The organism is Mycoplasma sp. 4013 (assembly GCF_054353875.1).
In genome coordinates, this window is the sequence record NZ_JBTHHK010000016.1 from 1 (window position 1) to 13,458 (window position 13,458).

Annotated in this window: 16 protein-coding genes; 6 read left to right on the forward strand and 10 right to left on the reverse strand. The window is 26.8% G+C overall.

Annotated features, from left to right (window positions below):
- From dcm to gmk, 9 genes are all read right to left on the reverse strand, one after another.
- Positions 1–916, reverse strand: a 916-nt coding sequence (dcm, locus tag ACXYRO_RS03930; protein WP_458614382.1) for a DNA (cytosine-5-)-methyltransferase, incomplete at its 3' end; no start/stop codon positions are given.
- Positions 917–1,001: 85 nt separating this feature from the next.
- Positions 1,002–3,071: a heavy metal translocating P-type ATPase gene (locus tag ACXYRO_RS03935; RefSeq protein WP_458614383.1), complete on the reverse strand. Its 2,070-nt coding sequence runs from the start codon at positions 3,069–3,071 to the stop codon at positions 1,002–1,004.
- The gene (locus ACXYRO_RS03940) at positions 3,055–3,258 is read right to left on the reverse strand and encodes a cation transporter (protein WP_435129234.1); all 204 of its coding nucleotides are present in this window, start codon (positions 3,256–3,258) and stop codon (positions 3,055–3,057) included. Before ACXYRO_RS03940 ends, ACXYRO_RS03935 begins: the two co-directional genes overlap by 17 nt.
- 211 nt (positions 3,259–3,469) lie before the next feature.
- Complete coding sequence (locus tag ACXYRO_RS03945; protein ID WP_458597890.1) at positions 3,470–3,700, reverse strand: phosphopantetheine-binding protein; 231 nt, start codon at positions 3,698–3,700, stop codon at positions 3,470–3,472.
- A gap of 17 nt (positions 3,701–3,717) precedes the next feature.
- Positions 3,718–4,374 carry a ribulose-phosphate 3-epimerase gene (locus ACXYRO_RS03950; RefSeq protein WP_458614384.1) on the reverse strand — a complete coding sequence of 219 codons (657 nt, stop codon included), beginning with the start codon at positions 4,372–4,374 and terminating at the stop codon, positions 3,718–3,720.
- Positions 4,374–5,222, reverse strand: a complete 849-nt coding sequence (gene rsgA, locus ACXYRO_RS03955; protein ID WP_458614385.1) for a ribosome small subunit-dependent GTPase A — start codon at positions 5,220–5,222, stop codon at positions 4,374–4,376. The genes ACXYRO_RS03950 and rsgA overlap by 1 nt, the downstream gene beginning before the upstream one ends.
- Before the next feature lie 2 nt (positions 5,223–5,224).
- Positions 5,225–6,226: a serine/threonine protein kinase gene (locus ACXYRO_RS03960; RefSeq protein WP_458597884.1), complete on the reverse strand. Its 1,002-nt coding sequence runs from the start codon at positions 6,224–6,226 to the stop codon at positions 5,225–5,227.
- Positions 6,216–6,971, reverse strand: coding sequence for a PP2C family protein-serine/threonine phosphatase (locus ACXYRO_RS03965; RefSeq protein ID WP_458597882.1), 756 nt, complete (start codon positions 6,969–6,971; stop codon positions 6,216–6,218). The genes ACXYRO_RS03960 and ACXYRO_RS03965 overlap by 11 nt, the downstream gene beginning before the upstream one ends.
- The gene (gmk, locus tag ACXYRO_RS03970; protein ID WP_458607709.1) at positions 6,964–7,566 is read right to left on the reverse strand and encodes a guanylate kinase; all 603 of its coding nucleotides are present in this window, start codon (positions 7,564–7,566) and stop codon (positions 6,964–6,966) included. The genes ACXYRO_RS03965 and gmk overlap by 8 nt, the downstream gene beginning before the upstream one ends.
- Before the next feature lie 138 nt (positions 7,567–7,704).
- On the opposite strand from gmk, the gene truB reads away from it, so the two are divergent.
- The 5 genes from truB to rpmB all read left to right on the forward strand — a co-directional run bounded on the left by truB (position 7,705) and on the right by rpmB (position 10,771).
- Positions 7,705–8,550: a tRNA pseudouridine(55) synthase TruB gene (truB, locus tag ACXYRO_RS03975; RefSeq protein ID WP_458614386.1), complete on the forward strand. Its 846-nt coding sequence runs from the start codon at positions 7,705–7,707 to the stop codon at positions 8,548–8,550.
- Positions 8,538–9,353, forward strand: coding sequence for a YcsE-related riboflavin metabolism phosphatase (locus ACXYRO_RS03980; protein WP_458607711.1), 816 nt, complete (start codon positions 8,538–8,540; stop codon positions 9,351–9,353). The genes truB and ACXYRO_RS03980 overlap by 13 nt, the downstream gene beginning before the upstream one ends.
- The gene (locus ACXYRO_RS03985) at positions 9,353–10,192 is read left to right on the forward strand and encodes an FAD synthase (protein WP_458607712.1); all 840 of its coding nucleotides are present in this window, start codon (positions 9,353–9,355) and stop codon (positions 10,190–10,192) included. Before ACXYRO_RS03980 ends, ACXYRO_RS03985 begins: the two co-directional genes overlap by 1 nt.
- Positions 10,193–10,294: 102 nt before the next feature.
- Positions 10,295–10,561 carry a 30S ribosomal protein S15 gene (gene rpsO, locus ACXYRO_RS03990; protein WP_435129263.1) on the forward strand — a complete coding sequence of 89 codons (267 nt, stop codon included), beginning with the start codon at positions 10,295–10,297 and terminating at the stop codon, positions 10,559–10,561.
- An 18-nt stretch (positions 10,562–10,579) separates the two neighbouring features.
- Complete coding sequence (rpmB, locus tag ACXYRO_RS03995) at positions 10,580–10,771, forward strand: 50S ribosomal protein L28 (RefSeq protein ID WP_458597873.1); 192 nt, start codon at positions 10,580–10,582, stop codon at positions 10,769–10,771.
- 38 nt (positions 10,772–10,809) lie between these two features.
- Here the strand turns inward: rpmB and ACXYRO_RS04000 are convergent, their stop codons facing one another.
- On the reverse strand, positions 10,810–12,555 hold the full coding sequence (locus ACXYRO_RS04000; RefSeq protein ID WP_458614387.1) for a hypothetical protein: 1,746 nt from the start codon (positions 12,553–12,555) through the stop codon (positions 10,810–10,812).
- A gap of 49 nt (positions 12,556–12,604) precedes the next feature.
- On the opposite strand from ACXYRO_RS04000, the gene ACXYRO_RS04005 reads away from it, so the two are divergent.
- Positions 12,605–13,291, forward strand: a complete 687-nt coding sequence (locus ACXYRO_RS04005) for a hypothetical protein (RefSeq protein ID WP_435129272.1) — start codon at positions 12,605–12,607, stop codon at positions 13,289–13,291.
- The last annotated feature ends 167 nt before the right edge of the window (positions 13,292–13,458 follow it).

The window sequence follows — 13,458 nt, forward strand, 5'->3', positions numbered from 1 at the left end:
TTTTGGTTAATAATTGATTTTCCATATTTAAATTATAATATGAAACAATTTTTTTTAATCTATTTCTTAAACTTGTTGATGATACAGGGACAATAAAATTATCAGGAAACCCCATTAATCTCTTTAATTCTAATTCGCTATACATTCTAAGACCAGTTTTTCCATCTTTTATAAATGTATTTGTAAGCCTTTGGATTTTATGATAACTTGCACATAATGTATTAACTTGGATATTGCTATCAAAGTCTACTATCTGCGGTTTTCCATCATCTACTTTAAATAAATAATTTTTCTGTAAGTGTTCTGTGACTGAATAACCATTCGGGCTTCTCTCAAGAATATCACTAATCGGTATTCTAACTTCTTTGTCTCCTTCTGGAATCTCAAAATTATTAACATTTAAATCTTTTCTAAAACCTACAATAATTATTCTCTCACGTCTTTGTGGTAAACCAAAATTTTGTGCATCAAGTATCTTATAAAAAGTCTTGTATTCAAGATCGTTTAAACTTTGCAAAATTATCTTAAAGGTTCTACCTTTATCATTTGTTAATAATCCTTTGACATTTTCAAGTAAAAACATCTTAGGTTTTGAGTGTTTTAAAATTCTAAGAATATCAAAAAATAATGTTCCTTGACTTTGATGTGTAAAACCTTGTCTTTTTCCGATGTGACTAAAAGGTTGACAAGGAAAACCTGCTAAAAGAATATCGTGATTTGGAATATTTTTTTCGTTTATTTTTCTAATATCACCAAATGGAATTTCATTATAGTTAGCAAAATATGTCTTAGCAGCAAATTTATCTCACTCGCAACTAAATACGCATTTGGTATCATCATCTTCAAATGCTTTTCTGATGCCACCTATTCCAGCAAACAAATCGATAAATGTAAGTGTTTTATCTATAGATTTCATATCTTCCTTTGATATTTGGAATATTATTATAACTTAATTTTTAAACAAACTAATGAAATGAATCGAATCAAAAAACTAACAAATGTTAGTCTTTTGATTCGATAGATAAATTATTAGCAGACATTTCTTTTAATTTCTTTGCAGTTCTATTTTTAAAATACAAGGTATTTGAAAGCAATAAAATGTTTGATATAATCATAATTATAGCAGCTAATCAAGGGAATAAAATTCCACTAATAGCAACTGGTATAGCCAATAAATTAAAGAAGAAAGCTCATAAGAAGTTAAATTTAATAACTTTTAAAGTTTTCTTCGCTAAATAGATTGCTTGATAAACAGCTTGCAGTTCATTAGTCATTAAAGATATATCAGCAGCAGAGTTCACTAGATCAGAACCAGATGCAAAAGCAATTCCTAATGACGCTGTTTTTATCGCAAGAATATCATTTAAACCATCACCTACAAAGATTGTTTCACCTTTTTTCTTAAATTCTTCAATTAATTCTAATTTTTGTTCTGGTTGTAATTGTCCATAAAAAGTATGAATTCCTAAATCAGATGCAAATTTTTTAACAACTTCTTGGTTATCACCAGAAGCGATAACAACATGCAAACCTAATTCGTGGAATTTAGCAATCATATCTTTTGCATCAGCTTTTAAAGTATCACCAAGAGCAAAAATCATAACAATTTTAGAATCTTCTGCTAATGCAACATATGAAAAAGGTTCAAAATTTTCGATGTTTACTAAATCGTTAAAGTTCTTTTCTAACATCTTTTTGTATGAACCAAGTTCATATTGTTTTCCGTTGCTATTTGCTACGATACCATAACCTGGAATTTCTTGTTCATTGGTTATTTCAACTGCATTAAAACTTTGATAGTTAGCAATAACTTGCGAAAGTGGGTGATGTGATTTAGAAGCTAATGATTGAGCAATGTTTTGATAACTTTGATCACCTAAAATTTTTTGGATAGTTGGTTTTCCTTGTGTCAAGGTTCCAGTTTTATCAAAAATAATATATTTTGCATTCTTGAGTTTTTCATAAACATCTGCCGAAGCAAAAAGGATTTTATTCTTGCTTGCCAAACCACTTGCTGCATAGATAGCTGCTGGAGCGGCAATCCCAAATGCACACGGACAAGCAATAACTACAACTGTAACACCAATTTTGATTCCGTAATATATACCCGAATTATTTGCTCCATCAACTTTTGCTAAATAACTAGGGAAATTATTAATAGAGTAAAGTGTTGCTGTTCAAATGATAAAACTAATTAGTGCAATTGATAAAATAGCAGGGATAAAATATCTAACAATCCGGTCTGCAAGACGTTGAATCTTTGAAGAAGAATCTACAATGTTTTCAAGTTTATCAATAATCTTTGTTAAGGTTGATTCACCCATAGTTTTTTGAACTTGTAATTTTAATGATGTAGTAATATTATTAGCACCTGAAATAACATAATCACCAGGTTCAACTGTTTTCGGAAGTGGTTCTCCGTTGATAAACGCCATATCTAATTCAGATGTATTTTCTAAAACAACTGCATCAACTGGAATATTTTGTCCTTTAGGAACAATAATTTGATCACCAATTTTTAAATAACGAGTGCTTACTTTTTTAGTGCTTCCATCGGGTTGTACAAGTAAAGCAAAACGATTTTGTAGTTGTAATAATTCTTTAATCCCAATACTAGACTTGCGTTTTAATTTATCTTCTAAATAATGACCAATTCCTATAAAGGTCAATAATGCACTCGGTACATCTCAAAAGTACATTTCTAAGGCACTATAACCTTTGGTTGGTGTAGCAAGTGTAATAATGGTTAAAATAAGTGAATAAAAGTATGATAAATGAACCCCGATGGCTATTAACAAGTCCATTCCAACATCACCTTTAAACAAACGGTAATAGTTTGTAAAATACTTTATAGATACTACAAAAACTAAAAATGTTGCTAAAATACCTAAAACTAAATAAACTCAGGTTTGTTTAGCCTGCACAATTAAATCATGTCCTACACCTTGGGAGATACCAATAATATGTAAAATAATTATTATTAAGAAAGGAATGAATATAACTGCTTGGACTCATAGATTTGTTTTAGGCAACCATAATCAATTTAAAAATTTTTTAATTTGGTTCAGCATCGTAGCCTGCTTGTTTTGCTAATTTAACAATTAACTCATCTGGATATTTTTCTTCATCAGCATCGATTTTAATCATTTTTTCCATAATATTAACAGAATATTTAATTTCTGGGTATTCTTTGAATACTTTATCAATATGTGACTTACATGACGCACATGAAACATTAATTGTAAAATAACGTGTCATAAAAACTCCTTAATATAATATTGAAGTAGTTAGATTTAATAACTAACTACGATAAGAATTATAATATTAAAAATAAGTTTTCAAGCAAAAAATTAAATTTTCGCGTTTTTTTTAAGGAAATATATTCTTTTTGCTTTTTCAAAAGAGATAAAAATATTTTATATGTCTTAAAATCCTTATATAAAAATACAAAATAAGCAATTTTAAACCTTTACTTATTTTGTATTTTGGAAGTTATTAAATTTGTGATATCGCTAACAAATTTAATATTCAATATCTCCTCATCTGAAATAGAAATACCAAATTCATCTTCAGCATCAATGATAAGTTCGGCTAAATCTAACGAATCAATTTCTAATGATTTTACTTCATCGTTTTCATTAACTTTCTTTTTGGATAAACGTTTTAAATTTTCTAATATTTTTGTTTTGATTTCATTCATATTCATATTATATTACATTATCCTTTGATGATACTGTGTATTTTTTCTTTTGTAGGTTCATTTACTAAATATGTTCCGGCAACACAAGCATTTGCACCAGATTTAAATGATTTAGGTCCAGTTATGTTATTTATTCCACCATCAACTTGGATAAGAAAATCTAAACAGTCTTTCTGGCGATATAGTTTTAATTTTTTAATTTTATCCAAAGAAGTTTCAATGAACTTTTGTCCGCCTTTTCCTGGCTCAACTGACATAATTAAAACAAGTGCTAAACGATCTATATATGGAAGCAAAACATCCACAGGTGTGCTCGGTTTTATAGCCAAACCAATTTTTATTTCATGAAAATTTCTTTCTAAAAAATCATCAAATTTATCTAAATCATCTATTATACTTTCATAATGAAAAGTAATGATATCAACGAAGTTTTTTACTTTTTCAACATAATCATAGGGATTTTCAACCATTAAATGAACATCCTTAAGATGTTTTTTACCATTCTTAGCAATATTTTCAATTTCATCAATCTCTATAGCGGTATTTTCAACAAATTTTCCATCCATTACATCGTAATGGATTCATTTAATTCCTGCATCTACAAGTTTATTAGCTAATTCAAGTCTGTTTTTAGCATCAACATTTAATAAACTTGGTGTAACATATTTATTCATTATTTCCCCTCATTTAATTGTGATAACAATTTTATGTAATTTTCATATCTAAATTCTGGTAGTACCCCATCACGAAGTTTTTGTTTTATTGCACAATCATTTATTGCTTCATTTTGATGTAAACAACTGCGAAATTTACATAATTTCGATCAGTTATAAAAACATTTATAACTGTGAGCAAGTTGAATTGGTGTTAGATTTAAATCCAATGAAGAAAAACCTGGAGTATCAATCAATCAGCCTTTTTTTATCTTGATTATACTTACAGATCTAGTTGTGTGTTTGCCTCTACCTAATGCCTTAGAAATTTCCTGGGTTTGATAATTAAAATTTCCGATATTATTTAATGTAGTAGTTTTACCAACTCCACTTTGACCCATAAATAAATTATACTTATTTGCTGTAATTTCTTCGATTTTGCTTAAATAATTTGGATTATTATTGTTTATTAAGATAACTTGATAACCTAGGTTTTGATATTTATTTGCTCATTTTCTAGCATTTTCTTCATCTAAATCAATTTTACTAATACATAAAACTGGTTCAATTTGTTTTTCTTCAATAATCGCCATATATTTATCGACCAAAAAACTTGAAAATTTAGGTTGTTTTATCGACATAAAAATAAAAATTTGATCAACATTAGCAACCTTAGGACGAATAAAAAAGTTTTGACGGTCTAAAATTTCAACAATCTGATTATTTTCCATTATTACATTATCACCGACAACAGGAGTTTTTTGTAAAAACCGCAACTTACCTGCAGCAGGAACTTTTATAACTTGTTGCTTGTTTACAAGTTTATAAATACCTGAAACTGCTTCAAAAATTTTATAGATTTGTTTCATAATTAAATAAAGTTATTTACCTTAAAAACAACAGCAAAAATAACTATCACAACTATTAAAAATAATATACTAGTACCTAAAAAAAGCGGAGATCTAACAACTTCTGCAACTGTTTTTCTGGGTTTCATTGTTTTTGGTGAAATAAGTTGTTCGATTTTATTTTCATTCCTTGTAGACTTAATTATCGCCTTTTTAAACTCATTCATTGTCTTGTATCTGCCTTTTGGATCTTTTGCTGTTGATTTAGTGATAATATTTACAATTGAATTTGGGACATCATGCTTAAAGCGACGTATATCAGGGAAAGCATCTTTTTGATGCATCATTATTGTATTTACAGCATTATCGCCACGAAATGGTAGTTGTCCAGTAAGCATTTGAAAGTATAAAACACCAAGAGCATATATGTCAACAGCAGGAGTAATGTTTTTACTACCATTTGATAACTCAGGTGCTGCATAATAAGGTGAACAAATTAACGAATGCGCTTTTGTCAAATTTTGTGTTTCGTTGGTAACTGATATACCAAAATCCAATATTTTTAGATGGTGTGAAGAAGAAATGATGATATTTTCTGGTTTGATATCGCGATGGATAATATTATGTGCATGTAATTCTTCGATTGTTTCAGCAAGTTGTTTCATATAATTATTAGCTCTCTTGATAACAAAAACATGTGAATCTTTAAGAAGTTTTGCTAATGTTTCACCTTCCATATATTCCATTACATAATATTGCTCGGTATCATTATATTCATAATCATAAATTTTTGGAATATTTTTATGCTTTATCTTTTGAAGTAAGTTAATTTCGTTTCAAAAGCGTTTTTTATTAGTATCATTATCGTCAACTTTACGGTATTTGAGTGCATATTTATTAATATCGGAAGTTTTTTTAGAATGAACTAAAAAAACCGTACCCATACCACCTTCACCGATAATTTTATCTATTATATAACTGCGATGTACTTTAGAATTTTGTGGAATTTCGAATTTATTTTTCATTATCTAACTCCAATAAAGCAATAGTCATATTATCATTTGATGAATTTAAAATTGCCTGATCTAATATAGCATTTGCTATATTCGATATACTATCATCCTTTGATAAACAAGCTTCCAAATCAATATGTTCAACAAACTCATGGATCCCATCAGATGTGAGCATTATTTTATTGATTAAATCATATTCATTATCTTTAATTTCTGTTATATCAATTGTAGTAGGAATATTAGGCCCTATTGCACTTGTTAAATAACGAGCATATTTCTCGTTCTTATTATTATGGTAGTCATATCCATTTTTTTTTCATTGTGATGCAAGGTTTTGATCTATTGTTACTTTTATAAGTTTTTTGGTATTCAAATAAAAATAGCATCGAGAATCACCTACATTAAAAATAAAAATTTTTCTATGTTCAGGAATTCCGATGCAGCCTACTAATGTGGTACCCATATTTTCCATTTCTTTGTTTTTTGCAGCAATCTTTTTCATTTCTTTTTTAGCAGTTGCAATAGAATCTTCAATAAATTTTTTAGTTTGAATCGATGATGTATAAACAAAGTTTCTACCAAAATTAGAACTTAAATAGTTAATAACTATATTAGATGCTACATCACCATACTTATGACCACCCATACCATCAGAAAGTAATGCGAAAAAATAGTTATCTTTTGCAAATATTTTTGCACAATCTTCATTATTTTCTCTAACCGTACCCTTATCACTTATATATATAAATTTAATCAAGCATAAGCTCCCTATGTAAAATTGATCGAATTTCTTCTGCTGCCCTTTCAGGAATGTCGTTTATTACTTTGTATCTAAAGATGTGTGATTCTGCAAGTTCGAGTTCTGATTTTGCAAGGCGTTCCTTTAAAGTCTGTGAATTTTCAGTTCCACGACCTAAAATTCTTTTTCTTAAATCACTAATAGATGGTGGGGATACAAAGATGGTAATTAAGTTATATTTTTTTGCTAATTCACCTGAAGAAAATTTAGATATTATTTGCTTTGCACCCGTAGTTTCTATCTCTAGGAAAGGAACTTTATTTTTTTTGTGTATTTTATCAAGTTCAGAATATAAAGTTCCATAATAGTTGTTTAAATGATATGAAAATTCAACAAATTTACGACTTCGTATGTGATTGCGAAATGTTTCAACATCCAAAAAATAATAGTGTATTCCATTTAGTTCACCATTACGTGGCATCCGCGTAGTAGCCGAACAGGAAAGTGAAAGATTAAGTTCGTCAAAATCAAATAACAATCGCTCAATTGTTCCTTTTCCTACTCCGCTTGGCCCTGAAAAAATAATAATTGGTTGTTTTTGTTGCTGCTTCATATCCATATTGTGTTATATTATAGCACTTTTGAGCAATTTTTGCTGTAAATAAGATTATAAAGACCAAATTTTAAAAAAATCGAAAATGTAAATATATGAGTTTAAATATAGTAAAATATCCAAATATAAAAGGGGAAAATGTTTTATAAATTTTTTAAAGAATCAGGTGTTTATTCAAATCGTGAAATTAGAGCTTTAGGGAAGAAATTAGGTGTCAAGAAAATAGGACATAGTGGAATTTTAGATCAATTAGCAAGTGGCTTAATGATTGTTGCTACTGATTCAGATACTAAACTTTTAGATTATATTTCTAACAAAAATAAAGCATATATTGCTAAAGCAAAATTTGGTTATAGTTCTGATACATTAGATTCAAATGGTGATATCCAAAAAGAGAATGTAAAACAAGTTAATTTAGATAACTTACAGCAAGCAGTTTATATAATATGTACACAAGAATTTCAAATTCCACCTAAATATAGTGCAAAAAGAATCAAAGGACGCAGAGCATACGACTTAGCAAGACAAGGTATAGATATTGAATTGAAACCTCATAAAATTAAAGTAATTGATTATAAAATACTTGACTTTGATTATGAAAATCAAGAATACACAATTTATTTTTTGGTTTCAAATGGTACATATATTCGGGTTTTATTAGAAGATATAGCAAAACAACTTAATAATAGCAGCATAATGACAGAGTTAAAACGAATTAAAGTAGGTAATATAGATATTAATGATTTGAAGCCAACAGAGCATCAGAAAATATCCATATTTAATTTATTTGATTATAATATACTTAAATATACAGAAAATGAGTATAAATATTTAATTAATGGTAGAGAGTTTGAATGTGATTATGATGATGGGATTTTAATGTGATCTGATGCACAAAACCAAATTGTATCAGTAGGACTAGTAAGAAATAAAATATTTTTTCCTAAAAAAGTATTTTTAGAAAGGATGAAATGAAAAATTTAAAGGATATAATAAAAATAGCAGTTTTCGATGTAGATGGAACAATTTTACCTAATGGAAATACAAAATTTTCAAAAAACATCAAAACAATGTTTAAAAAACTTAAAGAAAATAATATTATAAGTGTTTTAGCAACTGCTCGTGAGTTTGCTACAATTGGAGATTTTTTTGAACAACTAAAATATGTTGATTATTTTATTGGTGCAAATGGTGCATTTATTTGAGATGTAAAAAAACAAGAATTTTTATACAAAAGTACCCTTAAAAAAGTAGATGTAGTTAAGTTATACGATGCATTCGGAACACAAATAAAAGGATTTTTAATTACTGATTTTGATAAAGTTTATAAGTCTCCACAAACTCCAATTGATTCATGATTTATTCGTCCTTTTCAAGAAAATTATTTAAACTATGAAGAAGCTTTATTAAGTAATAGTGATTTATATGTTATAACTATCAACACAGATAAACCATATGAATTATCGCAGAAAATGGAACAATTTATTAAAGATGCAAAAATGGAAGTTGAAATTTCATCAAGGTGATCAAGAGGTTTTTTTATCAATCCAATTGATATAACCAAAAGCACAACATTAAAAAAATTAACTAAGCATTTAGGTTATTCAATGGATAATGTTATTGCTTTTGGTGATAGTGCAAATGATTTTGAGATGCTTCGGGATGTGTATTATGGTGTAGCAATGGAACGAGCAAGTGATAAAATTAAAACTGTAGCTTCAGATATAGCAGCAGACTGTGAATTTGATGGGGCTTATTTAAAACTTAAAGAATTACATTTAATCTAATGGACAAACTTATTATTTATACACTAGATGATTTTAAAGCTGAAGATGGTGATAGTTTTATTATTGGTTCCTTTCAAAGTTTTCACCTAGGACACTATCAGTTATATAAGCAAATAGCAAATAATCCAGGTAGAAAAATTATTGTGACTTTTAGTTGTAACGATATTTATAAATATCGCAACGAAAAACTTTATCAAAATGATAACGATCGATATTTAATGATGTCAAAAATGAATGTTGATGCGATTATTGAGCTTCATTTTAATGATGTAAGACACTTAAGTGGACCAGAATTCCTACATAAATTAGCATCTGATAAAAAAGTTAATATTGCAGTTGGTCAAGACTTTAAATTTGGTTATCAAGCACAGTGAAAAGCAGATGATATAGCAAATATTTTACCTAATGCAAATGTTTGTGTTGTTGAAATATATAAAATTAAAAATGTAAAAATAAGCACAAAACTTTTAAGAGAAGGTTTAGCATACGGTAAGCTTCGTTTTCTTAATATGGTTTCTCCGTTTGGTTATCTTGTTTCAGGTGAATTAAATAACAAAGGTTTTCATTATCCGGAAAATGTTATTGTGATTCCAGCAGGTTTGTATATTGCGATTTTATATGCAAATGGTTTTGGTTTTCATATTATTATGCACAAAACAAAAGATAATTGAATATTTTTAAAATTAGTTGAAAAACAAAGTATGTATTCAATTGAAAGAATAGTTGGTAATGTTGTCCTAGAAATAATTTCAGAACTAAGATTTATAGTTTCAAACGATGAAGACCAGATTACCGAAGAAGACTATGTTAATGCGAAAAACATTTTTTTAAAATCATAGGATATGTTATAATAAACAAGCAATTTTATTGCGAACATAAATTTTACTCTGGGTTATAAAGAAGTTTTAGCTCGGATAAAACATAATATAAAGGAGTTTATTATGGTTTCTAAAGCAAGAAAAGCTGAATTAATCAAAAAATTTGGTAAGAATGCTAAAGACACAGGAAATGCATCTGTGCAAATAGCAATTTTAACCGAGGATATTGAATCACTTAAACCACACTTTTTAAAAAACCCTAAAGACAACCATTCAAGAAGAGGATTCTTAGCAAAAATTTCACAACGTAAAGTATTATTAAAACACCTAAAAGAAAATGATTTTAATGAATACAAAAAAATAACTGAAGCATTAAAAATACGTAAATAATTTGATTGAAAGGTTATTATGTCAAGAAGATGTCAAATTTCTGGTGTAGGTCCAATGGTAGGAAATACACGTTCACATGCTATGAATGCTTCAAAAAGAAAATTCAATGTTAACTTACAAAAAGTAAGAGTAACAATTGGTGGTCAAAAAATGCAACTACGGGTAAGTGCAAAAACCTTAAAAACCTTGAAGAACAAAGGTTTAGTATAACAAAAATCATTTAAGTCTGTTTTATGGACTTAAATGATTTATTTTAACTGATTAAAAACACGAGTATCCTTGAAATTTTCATATATTTTCGAAATACTGCTGTTAGTTCAAACAAAAATTCTTACTGTTATTGGATATTTAAATGTAATTGATTTTTTTGAGCGATCAAAATTTATGATTTTAATATCTTTTAATGCAGGAACTACAAATAAAGAGTTATCATTGCTTGAAAAGATAAAGTCACTGGGTTTTAGTTGGTCAATTGGGATATTTATTGCTTCTGTTTTGATATCGATTTTGTAGTTTTCTGTTGCAATAGAAGAAATCAATTTATCTAATTGCGATTGGAACATATTTCTGATTTTACTGTTATTAGAATCTGATGAAATATAAACATTATCAACATTAAAATAACCGATAAAATCACTAAATTCATTACGTTTGTTGTTAATTAGTTTTAAATTATCATCATCTTCTTTAAAACTTATATATTTATTAAATCAAAAACCATCTGTTTGGTTTGCATGATATTTAATTAAGTCTTCATAACTTAAAAAGTTATCAATTGTTCTTACGATAGTGTTTTGTGAAATTGTATATTCTTGTTTTTGTGTTGTTACAACATTATTTATATAAGTATTTTGTGTATATGAAATTTTATTACCTGGATGAAGCAATAAATCGATATCTTTATAAACTGCATCAGCACCCGGATCTGATTTATAATATATATTATAATCGTTTGCATATTTTGCTACAACAGTTATTAAATCATTAAAATCGCTTTTGCTTCCACGACCTAAAACTAATAAGGGTTTCTTTTTATTTTTATAAATATCACTTTCAATTATATCTCTAGTTTTTTGTCAATTATTTCCAATAATATTAGTAAAATAAGTTATTAAGTATTTATTATCAGAACTTTTTGTTTTAGTAAGCAAATTATTCAAAGTTTCATTATCATCATTAAAATAAGCAAAATTATTTTTTAGATAATTTTCATTAAATCTGTTGGCTATTTCAGATGTGCTTCAATAATAATTAATATGATTAAAGTTTATTGATAAAAGATACTGATTATATGAATTTAAGAATTTTCCTTTATACAAATTTCAAACCTTGTTTGTTGAATCAAAATATTCACTGCGAAATTTTGGATCAAAACCTTTATATAAAATACTAAAACCAATTGATGTATCTTGATTTAATCCGTTAATTTGCACATTTTTGTAAGTCGATAAATTAGCATAATCAACAGAACGTTCAAAATTATTAGAATTAGTTCAAATGTTGATTCTTTTGTATGGATTTGAATTAATTATATGTTCAACTTGTGATAAAACTGCTTCATCTTCACCTTTTTTAATCTTAATTACTTTAGAATTTTTATTTTTTACATCAACTCTTTGGCTGTTATAAAAATCCTCTAATAATTTAGCGTCCGTTCTACTTTGAACAAGCGAATTATTAGGTAAAACAAAAAAATAATTTTCACTCTTAGATAGCATTGATAGTCGAATTAAATCATAATACACATCTGTTCCACGGGTTGTGAAATAAATATTAATATCTGCTCGATTCTGCTTATTAAGCAAATCAAGTTTTGAATTTGTGTCGATATCAAAATTAACAAAATTTTGCTTTTGATTTTTTGAATCATTTAATTTGTCGGTGCTTTTGTTTGCAAAAATACCTATATCACTAAATAAAACTACCCCAATCACAGTTGCAGAAGCAGCAATAAGCGATGAATGAATCAACATATATTTTTTTAATTTTTTCATAATTTACCTAAATAGTTTTATTTTGTTATTAATATTTTATAATTTTTAAATGAAAAAGAAAACTAAAAAGTGAATCGAATTAATGGTACCGATTACAAGTTGGATATTAATTATAATGATGACTATTTTAATTTTAGGATTATTACTATCAATTTTTATTCTTAGTAAACTATCACATGAACTAACTAATGAATTGAATATTAATTTTTACATCTTTCAAACAAACATTATTGAATATTTGATAATTATTTTAATTTTGATTATATCTTATGTAATGAGAGCGATACTTCTAACAAAGTTAATGTATAAGGTAAAATTCAATAACAAGGTAAAAAGAGCAATATTCATCTTTGTTCCATTAATTTATGATGACATCTTATTAGATTCATATCGATTAAGCTGTAATCTCAATGATTATAATAAATACATAAATTGCAAATATTCGTTAAGATTAATGCGATTGACATTTTCGATGATTACTTTTTATATAATTTATCTTATTGTTTTTATCTCTTTGATGTTTTTATTAAAATATTTACAAAATGAATTTTATGAAAAATTCATAGATATTCTCCTTTATTGTTTCTTTGTAATCTTCTTTTTTATTTCTTTTTCGTTTAATGTTTGATACTTTAAAAGTTTTATAAAACTAAAAGATATGAATATTGATTATAAAGGATTTGAATTAATAAAATTAAAAAATTTAGAGTTAATATATTCAGAAAATATAAAATAAAATTTTTATTTTTTATTTTTTATCATATAATAGTTAAGCATTCAAAAAATAAAATAATTTTGTTTATTTTTGTTTGCGATATAATAATTATTGCTTATATTTTACTATAAGTAAAAGTTCTTTGAAAACTAGATATAAAACATGACAGTCAATTTTTTCGAGAGTTT